20 protein-coding genes are annotated in these 19,443 nt (G+C 46.9%); 6 read left to right on the top strand and 14 right to left on the bottom strand.

Translation table 11 applies throughout. From position 1 onward, the window contains the following. Positions 1-22: 22 nt before the first annotated feature. From bamA to rpsB, 9 genes are all read right to left on the bottom strand, one after another. Entirely contained in the window at positions 23-2,506 is a 2,484-nt protein-coding gene (bamA, locus tag B3850_RS09670; RefSeq protein ID WP_286911692.1) for an outer membrane protein assembly factor BamA, read from the bottom strand. 32 nt (positions 2,507-2,538) lie between these two features. After that, a complete protein-coding gene (gene rseP / locus B3850_RS09665; RefSeq protein ID WP_286872206.1) occupies positions 2,539-3,894 on the bottom strand; it encodes a sigma E protease regulator RseP in 1,356 nt (451 codons plus the stop codon). Next, positions 3,888-5,084 (bottom strand): 1-deoxy-D-xylulose-5-phosphate reductoisomerase, encoded by a 1,197-nt coding sequence (gene ispC / locus B3850_RS09660; protein WP_286911691.1) that lies wholly within the window; start codon positions 5,082-5,084, stop codon positions 3,888-3,890. The genes rseP and ispC overlap by 7 nt, the downstream gene beginning before the upstream one ends. Positions 5,085-5,088: 4 nt before the next feature. Next, complete coding sequence (locus tag B3850_RS09655) at positions 5,089-5,955, bottom strand: phosphatidate cytidylyltransferase (protein WP_053952688.1); 867 nt, start codon at positions 5,953-5,955, stop codon at positions 5,089-5,091. A 3-nt stretch (positions 5,956-5,958) separates the two neighbouring features. Next, entirely contained in the window at positions 5,959-6,732 is a 774-nt protein-coding gene (gene uppS / locus B3850_RS09650; protein WP_286911690.1) for a polyprenyl diphosphate synthase, read from the bottom strand. A gap of 81 nt (positions 6,733-6,813) precedes the next feature. Then, the gene (gene frr, locus B3850_RS09645; RefSeq protein WP_053952690.1) at positions 6,814-7,371 is read right to left on the bottom strand and encodes a ribosome recycling factor; all 558 of its coding nucleotides are present in this window, start codon (positions 7,369-7,371) and stop codon (positions 6,814-6,816) included. A 31-nt stretch (positions 7,372-7,402) separates the two neighbouring features. After that, positions 7,403-8,137 carry a UMP kinase gene (gene pyrH, locus B3850_RS09640; RefSeq protein WP_053952691.1) on the bottom strand — a complete coding sequence of 245 codons (735 nt, stop codon included), beginning with the start codon at positions 8,135-8,137 and terminating at the stop codon, positions 7,403-7,405. Positions 8,138-8,234: 97 nt separating this feature from the next. Beyond that, a complete protein-coding gene (tsf, locus tag B3850_RS09635) occupies positions 8,235-9,113 on the bottom strand; it encodes a translation elongation factor Ts (protein WP_053952692.1) in 879 nt (292 codons plus the stop codon). A gap of 15 nt (positions 9,114-9,128) precedes the next feature. Next, positions 9,129-9,857 (bottom strand): 30S ribosomal protein S2, encoded by a 729-nt coding sequence (gene rpsB / locus B3850_RS09630; RefSeq protein ID WP_053952693.1) that lies wholly within the window; start codon positions 9,855-9,857, stop codon positions 9,129-9,131. Positions 9,858-10,174: 317 nt separating this feature from the next. Between rpsB and map the strand changes: the two genes are divergently transcribed. From map to dapD, 3 genes are read left to right on the top strand one after another with little or no spacing between them, the layout of a single operon-like run. Continuing rightward, positions 10,175-10,966, top strand: a complete 792-nt coding sequence (gene map, locus B3850_RS09625) for a type I methionyl aminopeptidase (protein ID WP_053952694.1) — start codon at positions 10,175-10,177, stop codon at positions 10,964-10,966. 12 nt (positions 10,967-10,978) lie between these two features. After that, positions 10,979-13,615 (top strand): [protein-PII] uridylyltransferase, encoded by a 2,637-nt coding sequence (gene glnD, locus B3850_RS09620; RefSeq protein ID WP_053952695.1) that lies wholly within the window; start codon positions 10,979-10,981, stop codon positions 13,613-13,615. A 9-nt stretch (positions 13,616-13,624) separates the two neighbouring features. Then, positions 13,625-14,449 carry a 2,3,4,5-tetrahydropyridine-2,6-dicarboxylate N-succinyltransferase gene (gene dapD / locus B3850_RS09615; RefSeq protein WP_058579330.1) on the top strand — a complete coding sequence of 275 codons (825 nt, stop codon included), beginning with the start codon at positions 13,625-13,627 and terminating at the stop codon, positions 14,447-14,449. Between the two features lie 12 nt (positions 14,450-14,461). Here dapD and truC read toward each other — a convergent pair whose 3' ends face one another. Continuing rightward, complete coding sequence (gene truC, locus B3850_RS09610; protein ID WP_286911689.1) at positions 14,462-15,178, bottom strand: tRNA pseudouridine(65) synthase TruC; 717 nt, start codon at positions 15,176-15,178, stop codon at positions 14,462-14,464. Beyond that, positions 15,178-15,522, bottom strand: coding sequence for a YqcC family protein (locus B3850_RS09605; RefSeq protein ID WP_053952698.1), 345 nt, complete (start codon positions 15,520-15,522; stop codon positions 15,178-15,180). The genes truC and B3850_RS09605 overlap by 1 nt, the downstream gene beginning before the upstream one ends. A 92-nt stretch (positions 15,523-15,614) precedes the next feature. Here B3850_RS09605 and B3850_RS09600 point away from each other — a divergent pair, with 92 nt between their 5' ends. Together B3850_RS09600 and B3850_RS09595 are read left to right on the top strand one after the other, a co-directional pair. Further along, a complete protein-coding gene (locus B3850_RS09600) occupies positions 15,615-16,640 on the top strand; it encodes a DUF3549 family protein (RefSeq protein WP_286873014.1) in 1,026 nt (341 codons plus the stop codon). Between the two features lie 4 nt (positions 16,641-16,644). Next, positions 16,645-16,956 carry a DUF3301 domain-containing protein gene (locus B3850_RS09595; RefSeq protein ID WP_286873011.1) on the top strand — a complete coding sequence of 104 codons (312 nt, stop codon included), beginning with the start codon at positions 16,645-16,647 and terminating at the stop codon, positions 16,954-16,956. Here the strand turns inward: B3850_RS09595 and B3850_RS09590 are convergent. The 3 genes from B3850_RS09590 to syd all read right to left on the bottom strand — a co-directional run bounded on the left by B3850_RS09590 (position 16,927) and on the right by syd (position 18,541). Continuing rightward, complete coding sequence (locus tag B3850_RS09590; protein ID WP_286911688.1) at positions 16,927-17,241, bottom strand: Mpo1-like protein; 315 nt, start codon at positions 17,239-17,241, stop codon at positions 16,927-16,929. The genes B3850_RS09595 and B3850_RS09590 overlap by 30 nt on opposite strands. Then, positions 17,241-17,924: a GNAT family N-acetyltransferase gene (locus B3850_RS09585; RefSeq protein ID WP_286911687.1), complete on the bottom strand. Its 684-nt coding sequence runs from the start codon at positions 17,922-17,924 to the stop codon at positions 17,241-17,243. The genes B3850_RS09590 and B3850_RS09585 overlap by 1 nt, the downstream gene beginning before the upstream one ends. A 65-nt stretch (positions 17,925-17,989) precedes the next feature. After that, positions 17,990-18,541: a SecY-interacting protein gene (gene syd, locus B3850_RS09580; RefSeq protein ID WP_286873001.1), complete on the bottom strand. Its 552-nt coding sequence runs from the start codon at positions 18,539-18,541 to the stop codon at positions 17,990-17,992. A gap of 59 nt (positions 18,542-18,600) precedes the next feature. Between syd and queF the strand changes: the two genes are divergently transcribed. Continuing rightward, the gene (queF, locus tag B3850_RS09575) at positions 18,601-19,431 is read left to right on the top strand and encodes an NADPH-dependent 7-cyano-7-deazaguanine reductase QueF (protein ID WP_286911686.1); all 831 of its coding nucleotides are present in this window, start codon (positions 18,601-18,603) and stop codon (positions 19,429-19,431) included. The last annotated feature ends 12 nt before the right edge of the window (positions 19,432-19,443 follow it).

The following is a 19,443-nucleotide window of genomic DNA, read 5'->3' as shown; positions in this document are numbered from 1 at the left end:
AATTGCTATTTTAGCTTTATTATTAGAATGTCGTACCAATGTTAAACGAGAACACCTGAGTTTCATCGCCTTCCACTTCTTTAAGCGCTCGACCTAACGAGAACGTTAATGGTCCCATCGGCGAAATCCACTGTACTGAAACACCAGCAGAAGCTCTGAAGTCTCCCGGTGAGCTATAATCACTTAATTCATAGCGACTGTTTGGGCTCATCGGTAGATCTTTATAGGTATCGTAATTGAATTCTGTATCCCAAACCATACCAAAGTCAACAAAGACGCTGGTTCTTACACTATTACGCATACCTTCGTCGATAAACGGTGTCGGTACAATAAGCTCCAGACCACCGACAACTTTTGCGTTACCGCCCACAGCATATTGACTGACAAAAACACTCTCATTCGTCGACGGAATACCACCGGGACTACCATCGACACCTGGAGGCGTCGCCATGCCGCCGCCAAGCTGAACGGCTCTAGGGCCTACTGTGTTAGGTTCAAAGCCTCGTAAGTCACCTTGACCTGCTACACGGAAATTTTCCCAGAAAGGCAGTAAAAATTCGTTACCGTCATCACTTTCGCCATAACCATTACCATAGCCTAAATTCAGGCGAGTTAGGAATGTCCATTGCTGGTCGCGGGTAATTGGAAAGTAATGTTTATAATCGTAATTAAAGCGGAAGTACTGCACATCACTCAATGGCGTTGCAACTTCTACACCAAAGCGTTGCGATGAACCGCTTGTTGGGAAAGTGCCTCGGTTCAGGGTCACTCGTGACCAACCGGCGTTCACTTCATAAATATCAAAACCAACGGCTTCGTCCGGCGCTGTTGGGTCTAAAAACGGTTGGAAAAAATTACTAATTTGTTCGTAAGAGTCAGTATTCGCTGCCGCCACTTCTTGGTTCTTATAACCAACACCAAAGTTCAGGCGATTAATTTCATCAATTGGGAAGCTCAAACCCGTTGAAACACCGTAAGTCTTCTGGTTGTACTGAACCAAGTTTTCCGCACGGCCTGCGTCAAATTCACTCATGAAAATCTGACCCGACAAGCTAACGCCGTTAATTGTAAAGTACGGGTCGGTATATGAAACATTGGCATTTTTATTAAAGCGGCTGGTGCTAATATTAAAACCAACCCGGTTACCCGTTCCCAAGAAGTTATTCTGTTGAACGCCTGCGTTTAATTGAAGCCCCGAGTAGTCTCCGTAACCAATACCGGCATTAAATGAGCCTGAAGGCTGCTCTTTAACTTTATAAGTAATATCTACTTCGTCATCGCTGCCTTCAACACGCTCTGTTGACGTTTCAACAGTTTCAAAGAACCCTAAGCGCTCAAGGCGCACTTTACCCTGCTCTACGTTATTGTCTGACAGCCAGGCGCCTTCTAATTGACGCATTTCACGACGCAGTACGCGGTCTTGGGTTGCGCTATTGCCTTCAAACTTAATACGGCGCACGTAAACACGCTTACCCGGATTCACTGAAAACGTGATTTTTACCGTTTTATCGTCTTCGTTATGTTCGGGAATAGCACGGACTTCAGGATATGCATAACCGTAGCGACCATAAAAACGGCTTATCATGTCTTCGATGTAAGTGATTTGCGCCGCGTTATAAAGCGTTCCCTCTTCAATCTGAGCGATACGCGTAATCATCTCCTCGTGACTCTTTAAGTCACCAATAACATCCGTTTCGCTGACATTGTATTTGTCGCCTTCATCGACGTTAAGAGTGATGTATACACCCTCACGATCTGGCGTCATTGAAACCTGTACAGACTCAATCTGAAAACGCAAATAACCGCGGTCACGATAAAAGGACTCAAGGGTTTCAAGGTCGCCACTAAGCTGTTGCTTCTGATAACGTTTTTCACCAATAACGTTCCACCAGGGTAAGTCATCACGCAACTCGAACGTATCCAGTAGCTGAGCGTCAGAGAACGCCTTATTACCGACGATATTAATTTGAGCAATTTCTGCGGCATCACCTTCTTCAAAAGTCATACGCAGCTCAACCCGGTTACGCGGTAAGTCAACCACCTGAACCTCAACCGAGGCATTGTATTTACCGACGCTGTGGTAAAAGTCTTCAAGACCTTTTTCAATGCCTGCAATGGTCGTTCTGTCGAGCGGCTCGCCAACAATAATGTTGTTGTCGGTTAAGCTGCCTTGCAGCTGTTCGTCTTTTATGTCGCTGTTACCGTCAAAGGTAATATCTGCAATAGTGGGCCGCTCACTGACAGAGAAGATAAGCGTATTATCGTCACGTCGAGCATCGATATAATCAAAGTGCGTGGAGGAATACAGTGAACGAATTGCGCTGCGAATTTGCAGCTCGCTGACTTCATCACCGACCCGAACCGGAATATAGGTTAACGCAGCCCCTAAAGCGACACGCTGTAACCCTTTAACTTCAATATCTTCTACAACAAATTCGTCTTGTGCATAAGCCGGAGCAACAGCGCTCGCTATCATTGCACTTACTAACAGCTTTTTAAACGTCATTATCACTAGCTACTTATTGTTTAATTCGTGATTTAGAATGCAAAACGGATGATATCATTTGATATTGCCAACGCCATCAGCGCGAATACCAACACCCCGCCTATCCTATAGCAAATATCTTGCACTCTTTCGGATACCGGCTTCCCTTTAAACCATTCAATGCAATAAAACATCAAATGACCACCGTCGAGAACCGGCAACGGTAATAAATTTATAATCCCCAAATTGACACTGAGCAGAGCTAAAAAACTCAAAAAGTAAACAAATCCGTTGCTCGCACTAACGCCAGCCCCTTCAGCAATACTTAATGGCCCTGCTAAATTTTTAACTGACACATCACCGGTCAGCAGTTTACCTATCATTTTGACGCTAACAACCATTAACTCCCAAGTTTTTTCAATACCCTTAGAGAGTCCGCTAAACAAGCCGTACTGGTGGTTGTATATATACCCGTCCGGCAATGGGTCCGTTTTTGGAGCAACGCCAAGATAGCCTATGACACCATTTTCAGTATCACGTTCCCCAATTTTAACGGGGATGGTTGTTTTTTCCCCGTTTCGTAGAATCAGCATATCCAGCGATGTTCCCGGAGACTCGGCAATTTGCTGCTGCAACGACTGCCAGTTATCAATCGCTCGACCATCAATTTCAAGAATCTCATCACCTTCCTGCAACCCTGCCCGAGACGCCGGAGAGTCCGCTTCGACCCGAGCTAAAGCGGTATACACTTCTGGTTGATAGACCGAAATACCTAAGCTTCCAAAAGTCGATTCAGTCTCCGGATCGAATGTCCAGTTTTCAATATTTAAGGTTCGGCTAACTTCCTGCTGATCACTCGTGCGCAACTTTATGGTTGCCTGCTCATTACCTATCGCCGACATCAGGCCTAACTGAACCTGCTGCCAGTCATAAGCTTCGACGTCATCGACATAGAGTATTTCACTGCCTGACTGAATGCCAGCCTCGGCCGCTATCGAACCTGGTTCAACCTCACCCACGACAGGCTTAACAGTTGGCACTCCCATACCAAACATTAACCACAATACAGCCACAGCTAAGACAAAGTTAGCAATGGGGCCCGCCGCCACAATAGCAAATCGCTTATAAACCGACTGGGCATTAAAACTCACACTTTTTAAAGCCTCCGGGACGTCATCGACACGCTCATCAAGCATGCGAACATAACCCCCTAACGGTATGACACTTACCTGATAAACGGTGCCATCTTTCGCTTGTCTCTGCCAAAGAGGACGCCCGAAACCGATAGAGAATGTAAGGACCTTCACACCACAGCGCCGAGCGACCCAAAAGTGTCCAAACTCATGAAAAGCAACAAGAATTCCAAGCGTAACAACGAAGGATAAGGCATACCACAAAATATCTAACATGAACCGTACTCCTTCACCCACTGTGACGCTTTCTCACGAGACTGGGTATCTAAATTGAAAAGCACTTCAAGGCTTTCAGCAGAAACTGGAGTGCTGTTCTGCAATACCGAGTCACACACTTTGGCGATATCCGTAAATTGAATATGTCCATCTAAAAACGCCTGTACAGCAATTTCATTAGCTGCATTTAACGTTGTGGTCGCCCACTGACCGTCCCAGCACGCCTGAATAGCCAACTTCAAGCAAGGATAACGAGCATAGTCTGGCTGCCTGAAAGTAAGCTCATTAAGCGTCGTGAAATCTAAGCCGCCGACGCCGCTTTTGAGCCGCTCTGGGTACCCGAGAGTGTGCGCAATGGGTGTACGCATATCCGGTTGTCCCATTTGTGCTAAAACCGAACCGTCGGTGAACTGAACCATTGAGTGAATCACGCTTTGCGGATGAATAACCACCTTTAACTCTGGCTCGGTACAATTGAATAGCCAGCGTGCTTCAATATATTCAAGCCCTTTGTTCAGCATGGTTGCCGAGTCCACAGATATTTTCTGTCCCATTGACCAGTTTGGATGGTTACACGCCGCTTTTGGTGTCTGCTGCTCCAATTTATCGACGGGTAAATCACGAAAAGGTCCCCCCGAGCCGGTCAATAATAAGTAGTCAACGCCGTGCTCGTTAAGGCTCATTGCGCCAACTTGCTCCTGGGCGGCTTCAGGCAAACACTGGAAAATAGCGTTGTGTTCGCTATCGACGGGCAGTATTTTTGCGCCAGAACGCTGCGCGTGGTCAATAAACAGCTGCCCGCTCATAACTAAGGCTTCTTTGTTGGCTAAGAGAACGGTTTTACCCGCATCTATGGCTGCTAAGGTTGGTTTCAAGCCAGCTGCACCGACAATAGCAGCCATTACCGTGTCAACATCGCTGCTTTGACTGACTTCAATTAGAGCTTCTAGTCCGTGTAAAACAACGGTTGAAACTTTACCGCTAAGTTGTTCTTTCAAGTCATTAGCAGCCTGACTGGACCCCATTACAGCGTACTTGGGTTGGTGAGTAAGGCACAATTCAGCCATAGCAGAAACCTGACTGTGCGCCGTCAGTGCGTATACCGAAAAGTCTCCCGGATGCCGCGACAAAACGTCCAGCGTGTTCTGACCGATAGAGCCGGTTGCTCCAAGTATGGTTATTGTGCGCATAGAATTAGTGCAAAAACTCCAGGTAAGCTAAAGTAAATACAGGAACCGCAGCGGTAAGACTGTCTATTCGGTCTAAAATTCCACCGTGTCCGGGTAAAATTGAGCCACTATCTTTCACACCGGCACTACGTTTGAACATACTTTCATTTAAGTCACCAAACACTGAGGCAACCACAGTAAAAAGTCCCGTGAGGTAATAGCCCGTAAACTGATCAGCCGGCACTTTTGTCCAATGCGCAACAACCATCATGACGACAAAAGCTAAAGTCACGCCACCGCAAAGGCCTTCCATTGTCTTGCCTGGGCTGACCGCGGGCATCATCTTATTACGACCATAACGCACACCGGCAAAATAAGCGCCTACGTCAGCCGCCCACACCAGTAAGAGAATAAACAGAACGACCCAACCACCAAAATAAGGATTGTCTTCAAAGTTAATTGAGCGAACAGTCATTAAGGCTGCCCAGGTCGGAATGAAAATAAGCACTCCAAACACGCCAACAATTGCACGAGTTCGGGACCAGACACGACGACTTGATGGGTAGTTAACGATTAACGCCAGTGCTATCACCCACCAAACACCGCCAAATACTATCGTGTAATAAGTCACGCTGTTTAATGCGCCGTCATCTCCCCATAAATCGCCTAAGGGAACCAGCCAAGACAACACACCAATTATGGCCCCTATAAAGGCAACATACGCAATTCTTGCCGATTTACGACGTACCCCCATTAGCGGAGACCATTCCCAGGCGCCCATCATAATGACGGCCTGAATAAACAATGAAAAGCCCCAAAGCGGGAGCAAAAAGACGCAATAAAGCGCAATTGGAATGAGTAATAATGCCGTTATAATTCGTTGTTTTAGCAAGTGTTATTCCTCTGTTCGAGTATCTATGTCTTGCATTAGCATAGTTAGCTGTTCACTTGTCAGCCCAAACCGACGTTCACGCTGCGCAAAATCGTTAATGGCCTCTGCAAAGGTTGTATCGTCAAAATCTGGCCATAATACCGGCGTAAAGAACAGCTCCGCATACGCCAGTTGCCATAACAGAAAATTGCTGATGCGGTGCTCGCCACCTGTGCGAATCAATAAGTCAGGTGTGGCTTGGTCAGACAACATTAAATTATCTGCCAGCGCCTCTTCTGCTATTTCTTCTGCGGGTAAGTCGCCATCTTCAACTTTTTTGGCCAATGTCCTGCAGGCTTGGGTAATATCCCATTGCCCGCCGTAGTTGGCGGCAATGTTCAGAGTTAATTGGTCGTTCCCTGCTGTTTTTTCTTCTGCTTGCGCAATTTGCTTTTGCAACCTTTTCGAGAAGCGGCTTTTATCACCAATGATGCGCAGCTGAATATTATTCTCGTCCAGCTTCACCACTTCTTTTTTGAGCACCGACATAAACAACTCCATTAACAGAGAAACTTCTGTCGCAGGTCTGTTCCAGTTCTCACTACTGAATGCAAAAAGCGTCAACGACTCTATGCCATTACGCCTTGCAAAGGCAACCGCGCGACGCACCGCTTCAGCTCCGGCCTTGTGACCCGATGTCCGTGCTTTGCCACGTTGTTTCGCCCAACGCCCATTACCGTCCATTATAATAGCGACGTGTTTGGGTACTAACTGTTTTATTGACGGTAGCTCTTTCATGTATCAGCCATGAACATTAAAAAACGCCGTGCGAGTATACCTGACACGGCGTCATACACCAATGAAGTCATCACCTGATGATTATATTTCCATCAAGTCTTCTTCTTTCGCTTTCAGTGCTTCGTCAATTTGCTTCACGTATTTATCAGTCAGCTTTTGAATTTCATCTTCCGCCTGACGCTCTTCGTCTTCTGTTATTTCTTTTTCTTTCAGCAAATCTTTAATATCGCCGTTTGCGTCACGGCGAATGTTACGTACCGCTACACGCCCTTGTTCAGCTTCAGCGCGCACAATTTTCACTAGATCCTTACGGCGCTCTTCTGTTAGCGGCGGCAACGGAATGCGAATGACAGCGCCAGCCGAGGCTGGGTTCAAGCCTAAATCTGAATCCATAATCGCTTTTTCTACGGCCTGCGATGATGATTTATCAAATACAGTCAAAGCCAGAGTTCTAGAGTCTTCAGTCGTGATATTTGCCAACTGTTTAAGCGGCGTGTCAGTACCGTAATAATTAACCATGACACTATCAAGAATACTTGGGTGAGCACGACCTGTGCGTACTTTTGACATTTGACTGCGCAGCGATTCTACACTCTTCTCCATGCGCGATTTTGCATCTTCAATAATTTCTTTTATCACTGTTTATACCCTTTAATCTTAGAATCTGTCTTCATTCTGCATCGTGACTGATCAGTGTACCTTCTTCTTCACCAAGAATCACTGATCGTAAAGAGCCCGGCTTATTCATGTTGAATACCCGAATTGGCAAGCCGTGGTCCCTGGCTAGCGTAAATGCCGCTAAATCCATGACTTTCAGTTGTTTTTCCAGCACATCATTGTAGCTTATGTGCTTATATAATGTGGCGTCCGGGTTACTCACCGGATCATCTGAATAGACACCATCAACTTTGGTTCCCTTAAGAACCATTTCAGCTTCTATTTCGATACCGCGTAAACATGCTGCGGAATCTGTGGTGAAAAACGGATTTCCCGTACCCGCCGAGAAAATAACAACGCGGCCTGATTTAAGCAAACTAATGGCTTCTGCCCAGTTGTAGCTATCGCATACGCCAGTCAATTCAATTGCTGACATAAGGCGAGCGTTAACGAAAGCTCGGTGCAATGCATCACGCATAGCAAGACCATTCATGACCGTTGCCAACATACCCATGTGGTCGCCGACAACCCGGTTCATACCGGCTTTAGCAAGGCCTTCTCCGCGGAATAGATTACCACCACCAATGACCAAACCGACCTGAACCCCAAGTTCAACCAGTTCTTTAATTTCTTGCGCCATACGGTCTAAGACCTTGGCGTCAATACCGAATGGCTCATCGCCCATAAGCGCTTCACCGCTGAGCTTTAACAATATGCGTCGATAACTGGGTTTAGGATGGGTAGTCATTATTGCCTCTACTCTTTTTTAGGTTAAAAAAAACCGCGTCCTGAACGCTCAAGACGCGGTTGTATTTTATGTTATCAAGTTGGTCGAAACCACTAGATTAACCTTTGTTCGCTGCTGCCACTTGAGCCTGAACTTCAGAAGCAAAGTCTTCTTCTTTACGCTCAATGCCTTCGCCCACTTCAAAGCGTACGAAAGTAACAACGTCTGCGCCAGCTTTCTTCAATAATTCACCAACAGTCATTGATGGATCTTTAACGAAAGGCTGACCCGTCAGGCTGATTTCGCCGGTAAACTTACGCATACGGCCTTCAACCATTTTCTCAGCGATTTCTTTAGGTTTACCGCTTTGCATAGCGATATCAACCTGAATAGAACGCTCTTTTTCAACAACTTCTGCGTCTACGTCTTCAGGCTTAACAAACTGAGGGCTGCTTGCTGCAACGTGCATACACAGGTCACGAGCTAAGTCTTCGTCGCCGCCGGTTAATGCAACAGCAACACCGATGCGAGCACCGTGCGTGTAAGTTGCAACAACGTCGCCAGCTTCAATCGTTTGAACGCGACGAACATTCATGTTCTCGCCGATTTTAGCCACTAAGTCTTCGCGAGTTTTCTCAACTGTTTCGCCACCAATGTCGGTTGCTTTCAGTTTTTCAACGTCGTTTTCTTTGTTTGCAAACGCAGCGTTGATAACTTTCTCACCGAAGCCTAAGAAGTTTTCGTCACGAGCAACGAAGTCAGTTTCACAGTTCAGTTCAACTAATGTTGCCTGGCTGCCTTCAGACTTAACTAAAATAACACCTTCAGCGGCAACACGGCCCGCTTTCTTAGCGGCTTTAGCCTGACCACTTTTACGCATCAGTTCAATTGCGGCTTCCATATCGCCGTCGACTTCCTGCAATGCTTTTTTGCAGTCCATCATGCCAGCGCCTGTGCGCTCGCGCAGTTCTTTAACTTGAGCTGCTGTAATTGCCATGATCTCTATCCTCGATTATTCACTTGCTTCGACGAAGTCGTCAGAGTCTTTCGCTTCAACCTGTGCTACGCGTGCTTCTTTAATCGCATCAGCAGCTGAGTTCAGGTATAACTGTACCGCACGGATTGCGTCATCGTTACCTGGAACAATGTAGTCAACGCCGTCTGGATCTGAGTTGGTATCAACAACAGAAACAACAGGAATCCCCAGGTTATTCGCTTCTTTAATTGCAATGTGCTCGTGGTCAGCATCGATAACGAAAAGAACGTCAGGCAAACCGCCCATGTTCTTGATACCGCCTAAACCTTTCTCAAGCTTTTCCATTTCGCGGGTGTTAACCAACGCTTCTTTCTTAGTCAGCTTGTCGAAAGTGCCGTCTTGGCTCATTGTTTCAAGGTCTTTCAAACGCTTGATAGACTGACGTACTGTTTTCCAGTTAGTCAGCATACCGCCTAACCAACGGTGGTTAACGTAGTACTGACCACAGTTGTTAGCTGCTTCTTTAACCGCTTCAGACGCTGCGCGCTTAGTACCAACAAACAGGATTTTACCTTTGTTTGAAGCAACGTGCTGCATGTAGCTCAACGCATCGTTGAACATTGGCACAGTCTTTTCGAGGTTAATGATATGAATCTTGTTACGAGCGCCGAAAATGTAAGGTTTCATTTTCGGGTTCCAGAAACGAGTTTGGTGACCGAAGTGGACACCTGCTTTCAGCATGTCACGCATTGACACGTTAGCCATAATATTTTCCTTTTGTAAGGGGTTAAGCCTCCATACACCCCATAAGCCGACTTAGTCTAGCTAAGCACCCCGCCTTATGTGCCGGTGTATGTGTGGATTATACAATTGTTTATTGAGTTGCTATTTGCGGCGACCATTTATTAAGAGAATATCCGGCCAACCGAAAAAGCGTGCGTTTTATACCATAAAGCCGCTGCAACAACAACTAAAAACCACTTAAATCGTGTTTTTATAAGCCCTTAGTGAGTGAACATAGCGAAGTTTTGCTGCGGCTGTTAAACTGTCGTTTTTTATGAGCGGTATGGACGAATAACAAAATGAGCATATCTATTAAGACTCCGGAAGAAATTGAAAAGATGCGCGCAGCGGGCAAGCTCGCCGCCAGTGTACTGGAAATGATAGGTGAGCATGTAAAGCCTGGCGTAACCACTGAAGAGCTTGATGATATTTGCCACAAATACATTACCGACCACGGTGCCTACCCTGCACCGCTTAATTATCATGGTTTCCCCAAGTCTATTTGTACATCAGTTAACCATTGTGTCTGCCATGGTATTCCGGGACCGAAGAAGCTTAAAGACGGCGATATCATGAATATCGATGTCACAGTGAAACTCGATGGCTATCACGGTGATACATCAAAAATGTTCGTCGTTGGTAAACCTTCCATTTTAGCTGAGCGCCTTATCCGAGTAACCCAGGAGTCTCTGTATAAAGCCATTGAAATGGTTAAGCCGGGTATTCGTCTTGGAGACTTTGCTGAAGTCATTCAGAAACATGCGGAAGGACACGGCTATTCAATCGTTCGTGAATATTGCGGGCACGGCATTGGTGCAGTTTTCCACGAAGATCCTCAAGTTCTGCATTACGGCAAAGCGGGTACTGGTGAGGAGTTAAAACCCGGCATGTGCTTTACTATAGAGCCTATGGTCAACGCCGGAAAACGCCAAACGAAACTCATGAAAGACGGCTGGACAGTGCTAACGAAAGACCGCAGCTTAAGTGCGCAGTGGGAACATACGTTACTGGTGACTGACAACGGCGTTGAAGTGCTTACGTTACGTAACGATGAGACTGACTTACAACGCGTCATTGAACACAACGACTAAAGGTGTACGCTTATGGCCAATGCTGACAATGATAAAGACTTTCACGGCCATTGGCCCAGCCGGAACAGCCCACCTGAAACAAAAGACTATAAAGAGTTACTGACCAGTTACCAAAACTGGTCAGCCACCCGTTTTGTTACCGCTGATATTGACGAACTGGTTCATCACCGAGCCAACTTTTTTGATCAGTTACTCGAACAATTGTGGTCGCAATTTGAACTGAATGAGGAATCCGCCACGTTAATTGCGGTAGGCGGCTATGGTCGGGAAACTCTGCACCCTGGCTCTGATATCGATCTACTGATACTGGTTGATGAAAAGAGCGATAGCCTTCGCGTGGTTGAAGACAAGCTCAGTCGACTCATTACCTTTTTATGGGATTTGCACCTGGATATTGGTCATTCTGTTCGCTCCATAGATGAGTGTTTTCAGCAGGCCGATGATGATATTACCGTTGCAACCAACCTCATTGAAAGCCGATTTCTCACTGGCTCAGAGGAACTATTCAACGAGTTTCATCAACACCTAATTAATGACTTTCCCTGGAGCAGCCGCGATTTTTATCAGGCAAAGCTGGATGAGCAGCGGCAGCGGCATCAGCAATACCACAGTACGTCTTATAACCTCGAACCCAATATTAAGTCGAGCCCGGGTGGGCTACGTGATATTCAGACCATAGGCTGGATTGCGAAGCGTCACTTTCAGACTCATTCCGATGAAAACCTGGTTGAATATGGTTACATGACCGCTGACGAGTTTGTTGAGTTAAGAGACTGTATGAACTGGCTTTGGCGGATACGCTTTGCACTGCATATCGAAGCTGGAAAACGTGAAGATCGCCTACTATTCGACTTCCAACCTGGAGTGGCGGTCCGGTTAGGTTATGGAAACGAAGGTAAGTCGTCCGTCGAAACAATGATGAAGGATTACTTCAAAGTGGTTCTTCGAGTCAGTGAACTCAACCAAATGTTATTGCAGTTCTTTCATCAGGCAATTTTGGGCACGCAAGACCTTCAGGATGCTGAGCTCATTGACCGCGACTTTGCTATCTCGAATACACTTTTAACGGCACGTCATGACGAGGTTTTTGACAACCCGGTTAACTTAATTCGAGCCTTTGTTTGTATTGCCGAGTACCCGCAAATAACCGGCATTCACTCGAATACTATCAGGCTGATTCGTAACGCCCGTGCGCAATTGACCGAGCCACTCAGTCACAACCCAGACTGTCGAAATAAGTTTAACCAGCTTATTCAGCATAAGCGTGGATGCGGTTTGGCATTTTCGTTAATGCATCATCACAGTGTATTGGCCAGCTACTTGCCACAGTGGCAGCAAATTGTCGGGCAAATGCAGTTCGATCTTTTCCATGCATACACAGTAGACGAGCACACCTTCCGCTTAGTCAGAAACTTGTATCGCTATAGCGACGAGAAATACGCCGAACAATTTCCGCTGTGCGAAAAAATTGTGCAGCAAATGGAACGTAAGTACTGCCTATATTTAGCCGGTATCTTTCACGATATTGCCAAAGGCCGCGGTGGCGACCATTCAGAGCTGGGTGAAATGGATGCTCGCAACTTCTGTCATCAGCACGGATATTCCGAAGACGATGCAGAGCTGGTCGCCTGGTTGGTTCGACACCACTTGACCATGTCAGTCACCGCACAAAAGCGAGACATTCACGACCCGGAAGTGATTCAGGAATTCGCTAATCAGGTACAAACGGTAGAACGGTTAGACTTTCTCTATTGCCTGACGGTTGCTGATATTCGAGCCACCAATCAATCGCTTTGGAACAACTGGAAAGCGACGCTGCTAGAAGAACTCTACAATGCGACCGCTTATTTGCTGCAACAAGACAGCAGCCAACCCACACTGGATGTGCGGGAGAAAATAAAAGAAAACAAAGCTAATGCTATGGCGCTTTTATTAAGCGCCGGCTTTGATAAAAGCGACATTAACGCGCTTTGGGGACGCTTTACAGCAGATTACTTCTTTCGCCATACCGCTGAGCAAATTAGCTGGCATTCGCAGCACATTCTGAATTTGCCGACCGACCAGCTGCCGCTTATTCTGATTGGCGATGAAAACAACTATGGCACCACCGAGTTGTTTATCTATCATCATGAGGAAAGCCATTTATTTGCATCTGTTGCCGGCGTTCTGGACAGTCAGCAACTCAGCATTCTGGATGCACAAATACTGGCAACACGCGACGGCTTTGTCATGGATACCTTCATTGTTTTGCAGCGAGACGGCAAACCGTTAACAGAGCCGCAACGCATTGAAGAAGTGAAGCAGCAGTTACTGGACGTACTGCATAAACGCGTTCCTGTCCCTAAAACCAATCGCCCGTTGTCCCGCCGTATGAAAAATTTCTCGGTAAAAACCGAAGTGTCTTTTATACCAAGCAAGCATCAGGGACGAACGACTTTTGAGCTGATAACACTAGACAGGCCGGGACTTATTGCTAAACTGGCGGCTATTTTACAACAGCAAAACGTCACCTTGTTGGCCGCAAAAATCACCACCATTGGTGAGCAGGCAGAAGATTTGTTCATTGTAACCTCGGAAGACAACACGTCGCTGGATGAGCAACAAAAACAAGCGCTTAAACAACAGATTATCGAAGACTTGGAGTTTTAAATTAGAACCATGGAACACATTAAACAATTAATTACTGATGCTTTCGACAACCGCGACCAAATCAACGCCAACACTGACGACGATGAGCTGCGTGAAGCTGTACGCTACGTCATTGACGAAATCGATCGCGGTGAACTGCGCGTTGCCGAAAAAGTGTCAGGCGAATGGGTCGTACACCAATGGCTTAAAAAGGCGGTTCTGTTGTCTTTTCGCTTGAACGACAACGATTTAATTGAAGGCGGCGAAACTCGCTTCTGGGACAAGGTGCCTGCGAAGTTTGCTGACTACGACAGTGCCCGCTTCCGTGCTGAGGGTATGCGTGTCGTGCCGCCCGCTATGGTGCGCAAAGGCGCTTATATCGGTCGCAACGTTGTTGTCATGCCATCTTATGTCAACATCGGTGCCTACGTTGGTGAAGGCAGCATGGTTGATACCTGGGCTACCGTCGGCTCTTGTGCGCAAATCGGTAAAAACGTGCATTTGTCGGGTGGCGTCGGCATTGGTGGTGTATTAGAGCCATTACAGGCAAACCCAACCATTATTGAAGACAACTGCTTTATTGGTGCGCGCTCTGAGATCGTTGAAGGCGTTATCGTGGAAGAAGGTGCGGTTATTTCAATGGGAGTTTACATTGGCCAAAGCACCCGCATTTATGACAGGGAGAATGACCGTATTCTGTACGGCCGTGTTCCAGCCGGTGCCGTTGTTGTACCGGGCTCACTGCCTGCAGCAGATGGGACTCATAGTCTTTATGCCGCTATTATCGTTAAGCGTGTTGATGCGAAAACGCGCGCCAAAGTGGGTATCAACGCCCTACTTCGAGGCGCTGAATAAACAACAATAGGCTTAATCTGCCTGAAAGGCCTTAAGAAACTCATCCGGAAGTGGCACTGTTAATGAAATGGTTTCGCCACTTACCGGGTGTTTAAATTCCACTCCCGTTGCCGCTAACAGCAACCTATGGCTGTCAAAATGTTCCCGAAAGAACCGGTTATGGCGACCGTCACCATGGTTCGTGTCACCAATAATAGGATGACGAAGGTGCGCCATGTGCCTACGGAGCTGATGCTTGCGCCCTGTTTCAGGCGTTAACTCAACTAACGAATAACGCGTTGTATCGTGCTTTTTGCTGACTTTAAAGGGTAATTCCACTTTTTCCAGGCAGCGAAAATGCGTCACAGCCTCCTGTGCCTCTTTGTCTTTATCCGCCTTTGCGTCAGCAATTTTATCAAGCTCTTCTTTTAGCGGATAATCGACAGTTCCTTCCTCAGGTAAATAGCCACGGACAACCGCATGATATTGTTTTTCTACCTGGCTAGTGGCAAAGCTTTCCGACATTTTGGTCGCAATTTCGCTGCTGAGAGCAAAGATTAAAAGTCCGGAGGTAGGCCTGTCGAGGCGGTGTACAGGGTAAACATGCTGGCCAATTTGGTCGCGCAGCATTTGCATGGCAAATTCCCGGGCCTCACTAGCAATGCGGCTACGGTGAACCAATAAGCCACTGGGCTTGTTAATAACGGCTAAATCATCGTCCTGATAAACAATATCCAGAGGTGGTCGCATTAAAGGTCATCCTGCAAAGGGTCAGTGCCACTTAGCAGAACATCGAACTCGCGAATAAGCCCTATGAGTTGCTCATATTGTTCGAGTTCATTACGGTAGGTGTGAGCCGCCATGGGGCTTATAGAAGTGCCTTCTGGGAGCGGCCGCTGCCCGTCAATGAGTGACCACATTTTAGGTATCATGATAAATTGCAGCCACTGATGAAATTCCAGGGTATCAACCGCAAAAGGTTGCTGACTTTCGAGTGCCTGAACCGGCGGTTGGTGAGACTGCCAAAGACCTAAACTATTGAGCTCGCGTTCAATCCTATCTAATAATCGAGCCGCTTTCTGATACTGCTCCATATCAGACTCCGTTACCACATGAGGTTATTAATCGTTATAATGGCGCAATAGTGGTTTAATACGTTCCAAAATTCAAGTGAAATGGAGTTTTTGTGTCAGAGCAGAGCATTACAACCCTGGGTGATTTTCTAAAAGCAGGCCAAACCGAGTATCAGGTTTTTGACATTGGCCGTTGCTTAACCGAGCTTACACAGGAGCATTTCGACGCTGTTGAGCATCAGCAACAGCCATATCCTTATCCAATTGCCCGTCAGGCTCAAATTGCCGTTCTGTTCCAACACAAAAGCGCTAAACAACCACCCTATTTATGGTTTCTTCAGTTTCCATTAGATGAGCGTGGTCTACTTAACCTGGCAGCACGAAATCAATACCTCGAGTATGTGATTAACGCGCTGGGGCACGAGATTACCGGCGAGCTCACTGAGGAACAGCAAGAGCAGTTGCAGCAGAACCCCTATTTGCTAACACCGTCAGAAACACAGCGAGCAGCTTTGCACGCTCATGTTCAATGCCAACATAACTTATCACCGTCTATCCACTTTGAAGCGGCTGAAGCTTATTTGCTAAAACCAAATGGCAGTCAGAATTGGCAAAATATCGGCTTACAAGGGCTTCATGATGTGGCTGCACGTTTAATGCAGCGTAACGATATTAGCACGGCCATTGCTGAACACTTTGCGAGCTACCCCAACGGTGTGCGTTCGCCTCTGGCCGCAGCGCTCGAGCATCAGTCTATACCGGCGCACTTACGCAACGCGTTACTGGAGCTGATAAACACAGAAGATTCAGAGCTCACAACAGACGCGTTGAGAGCATTGGCAAGCGCGTCAGATGAGCCAAGAGTGCAAAAACAAGTTGCGTCACTGATTGAGACCGCCAATGCGGACCAACTGGTCGTTATTGCGGCTCGTTTATGGCGTGTTTTGGCAGAGCCTACAATCCTAAATAGCTACCTCAACGCTATTGCTAAACTGGACGTCACCTTATTCGATGCGCTTTTCCAGGACATCATCGCACTGCCAACTGTGCGTCCACAGTTACTGTCTCTCATTGCGCAACAGCAACTTTCAGAGCCGGTACAACAGGCACTGAACCGTTTAAAGTCGCAGGTGAAGTAACCGCATGAATTTACTCGATGTCATAGTCTTTCTGGTTTTACTGCTTGCGGTTTGGGTGTTTTGGCAACACCGACAACAATCGGAAAGCGCTCAAAAACACGCCGTTTATTATTGTAAGCAACAAGGTTTGCAGTTCTTAGACATTCGGCGAGATAAAACGCACTGGTCGTTTAAAGGCAGTCAACCAGGTTGGCGCAGTACCTTTAAACTGGGCTTTTCCAGTGACGGTGAAACCCGCTACGAGGGCGATTTAACACTACACAATCAGCGGTTAATTGGTGTGGAGTTACCGCCCTTTAGAGTGCCCGGTCAGTAAGTTAACCCAAGCGTCTTTGTACATAACCCAGTCGCCCATCAGGCTGTACAGTGGGTATTTGAAGGTCGCCGGTTTGTTTTTCTCAAAAATAAAGTGGCCCAGCCAGGCAAAGCCATAACCAATAACCGGCACAGCCAACAACCACCAGTAGCTTTGAGTAAAGAGCGCATAGGCAAGTACAATGAGTACCAGAGTGCTGGCCATATAATGTAAGGCTCGGCAACGCGTGTCGGAATGCTCCTGTAAGTAGTAAGGGTAAAACTCTTTAAAACTGGAGTAGCTCATTATTCAGCCTCCTCCTTTGGATAAAACAGCAACTCACCGGACAGTGCTTCAAATTCGATTTGCGCTTGCAGACGATACCCACGCTTTTTGAAAAAGGCCTGATAGTCTGCACGAGTCACAAAGACTGCAATTCCCTGAGACTCCGGGTCTTCCTGAAAAGCTGACTTAGCAGCCTCCACCAATAAATGACCAATGCCCTGCTGTTGATACTGTGGCGCCACCGCAATAAACGCCAGCATATGGTACGGAACATCGGGCATCGCTTCCTGAATACGGCGCTCTTTTTCCATGACTTGTTTAGTACTTAAAAAGCCCGCCGTCAACAACATGCTTATGCGCCAATGCCAAAAGCGCCCGGGGCCAAAGCTTTTTCCCGGTCGGGTCAGGCAGGCTACGCCCAGTAAGGTACCACCATCTCTAATGCCGATAATTGACTGCCCGCTTTCCCAAAATGAGGTGAGATCTTCCCGAATAGCGGCTCTTAACCGTTTATCATAGTCCGATTTGTCGGCGCGAAAAATCTTTTGCAACAGCTCGTCGTCATAGTAAGTCTGAAAAAGTAACGAGGCTGCAACCTTCAGGTCTTCAGCAACCAGATAGGTCAACTCCCCCTGCACCTCGCCACTGCTTTGTTCACTTGCGTGTTGTATTTCCTGCTCTGTAGCCTCTGTTAGCCCCTGCATCCCGGACAACCTCTTTGTTATTCTTGATAAACATCAAGCTAACCTTTTTTTAACAGACTGTCGAGTCACTCAATTGCAGAAGAAGGGTCCTTTGGTTGGCACTTTATCAGCCAGTCTTCCAGAGAGTCAGCAAGGCACTCATGTTGCTCTTTGCCAACCCACTCTAAACCAACTTGCCCGGTCGAATTATCGATAGACACCAACAAGTCATCATTCTCAACACCTAAACCAATAAACACCGTTTCAGGTTGTTTTAAACGACGCTTCATAAGGATATGACCGGTCAGATTTGCCAATAGTCGCTCACCGTCCTCAGGGCTTTGCACTTGTAATAAAGTCACCGGATGCCCGTCGTATTCCAGCGCTAAATCACCGGCAAACCAACGTCCAAAGACGGTTTTTATACTGTCATGGAAAGTTGTTTCAAGAGCCTTTTCTAAGTCCTCAAAAGACAACGGCGACGCCTGCTTAACGGGACTCCACTCTACCGTGTCATCATCTATTACAGTGCCATAAATAGGACTATCCCACTCCGAAACATACTCGGTATAACGAACCGGCAATTTCTCGACATAACTTGCAATGAGGTTATCTAACACACTTTCTAAATTCTGCATCTGGTACTGCTCACTCAGACATTTTACAATGGCGTCATTGTACGTACGGAGTGACACAAATGCCAAAAAAGGATGCACTCGGCCATTTAAGCCTTGGCCAGCAAACCGAATACCCAAGCCAATACGACTCAAATCAGTTGCAGGCTGTTCCGCGCTCATTGAACCGGGAGCCAATAGGCATTTCAGGTGAACTACCCTTTAGCGGGGTTGACCAATGGACCGGTTATGAACTTTCATGGCTAAATGGCAAAGGCTTACCGCAAGTAGCTATCGGCTATTTTGAAGTGCCTGCTGCCAGCCCTAACCTGGTCGAATCAAAGTCTTTCAAGTTATACCTTAACAGCTTTAATGACAGCCGTTTCGACACTTGGGACGACGTTCAAAGCATTATGAAAAAAGATTTATCGGCCTGTGCGGGCGACTCCGTGTCTGTCCAGCTGACCCCATTAAGTCGTGTGGCTCATGAAGCTATTGCTGACTTTCAGGGCGAATGTATAGACTCGCAGGATATCGATATTGAACATTATGATTATCGCCCGGAGCTGTTGAAGCTTGAAGACAATGCTAAAGAGGTCGAAGAAAAGCTGCATAGCCACCTACTAAAATCAAACTGCTTAATCACCAACCAGCCTGATTGGGGTTCAGTCTTCATTCATTATCAAGGGTCTAAAATCGACAGAGCTGCCTTGTTAGCTTATTTGGTGTCTTTTCGCGGCCACAATGAGTTTCATGAACAATGTGTCGAGCGAATTTTTCAGGACATACTCGCTCTTGGTGTTAAGAAGCTGAGTGTTTACGCACGCTACACACGACGAGGCGGGCTGGACATCAACCCATTTCGCTCCAACTTCGAGCCAGCGCCGCAAATGCAACGCATGGCCCGTCAGTAAAATTTCAGCAAA

This window comes from Idiomarina sp. UBA4520, from assembly GCF_002388365.1.
Lineage (GTDB): Bacteria > Pseudomonadota > Gammaproteobacteria > Enterobacterales > Alteromonadaceae > Idiomarina > Idiomarina zobellii.
The sequence above is the reverse complement of the archived record's forward strand: the minus strand, read 5'-3'. Positions and strand labels throughout refer to the sequence as shown.

What these genes read in the sequence shown, in the direction of transcription:
- bamA (WP_286911692.1), bottom strand. Translation starts at nt 2,506, where the DNA reads ATGACGTTTAAAAAGCTGTTAGTAAGTGCAATGATAGCGAGCGCTGTT.
- rseP (WP_286872206.1), bottom strand. Translation starts at nt 3,894, where the DNA reads ATGTTAGATATTTTGTGGTATGCCTTATCCTTCGTTGTTACGCTTGGA.
- ispC (WP_286911691.1), bottom strand. Translation starts at nt 5,084, where the DNA reads ATGCGCACAATAACCATACTTGGAGCAACCGGCTCTATCGGTCAGAAC.
- uppS (WP_286911690.1), bottom strand. Translation starts at nt 6,732, where the DNA reads ATGAAAGAGCTACCGTCAATAAAACAGTTAGTACCCAAACACGTCGCT.
- pyrH (WP_053952691.1), bottom strand. Translation starts at nt 8,137, where the DNA reads ATGACTACCCATCCTAAACCCAGTTATCGACGCATATTGTTAAAGCTC.
- tsf (WP_053952692.1), bottom strand. Translation starts at nt 9,113, where the DNA reads ATGGCAATTACAGCAGCTCAAGTTAAAGAACTGCGCGAGCGCACAGGC.
- rpsB (WP_053952693.1), bottom strand. Translation starts at nt 9,857, where the DNA reads ATGGCTAACGTGTCAATGCGTGACATGCTGAAAGCAGGTGTCCACTTC.
- map (WP_053952694.1), top strand. Translation starts at nt 10,175, where the DNA reads ATGAGCATATCTATTAAGACTCCGGAAGAAATTGAAAAGATGCGCGCA.
- glnD (WP_053952695.1), top strand. Translation starts at nt 10,979, where the DNA reads ATGGCCAATGCTGACAATGATAAAGACTTTCACGGCCATTGGCCCAGC.
- dapD (WP_058579330.1), top strand. Translation starts at nt 13,625, where the DNA reads ATGGAACACATTAAACAATTAATTACTGATGCTTTCGACAACCGCGAC.
- truC (WP_286911689.1), bottom strand. Translation starts at nt 15,178, where the DNA reads ATGCGACCACCTCTGGATATTGTTTATCAGGACGATGATTTAGCCGTT.
- B3850_RS09605 (WP_053952698.1), bottom strand. Translation starts at nt 15,522, where the DNA reads ATGGAGCAGTATCAGAAAGCGGCTCGATTATTAGATAGGATTGAACGC.
- B3850_RS09595 (WP_286873011.1), top strand. Translation starts at nt 16,645, where the DNA reads ATGAATTTACTCGATGTCATAGTCTTTCTGGTTTTACTGCTTGCGGTT.
- B3850_RS09590 (WP_286911688.1), bottom strand. Translation starts at nt 17,241, where the DNA reads ATGAGCTACTCCAGTTTTAAAGAGTTTTACCCTTACTACTTACAGGAG.
- B3850_RS09585 (WP_286911687.1), bottom strand. Translation starts at nt 17,924, where the DNA reads ATGCAGGGGCTAACAGAGGCTACAGAGCAGGAAATACAACACGCAAGT.
- syd (WP_286873001.1), bottom strand. Translation starts at nt 18,541, where the DNA reads ATGCAGAATTTAGAAAGTGTGTTAGATAACCTCATTGCAAGTTATGTC.
- queF (WP_286911686.1), top strand. Translation starts at nt 18,601, where the DNA reads ATGCCAAAAAAGGATGCACTCGGCCATTTAAGCCTTGGCCAGCAAACC.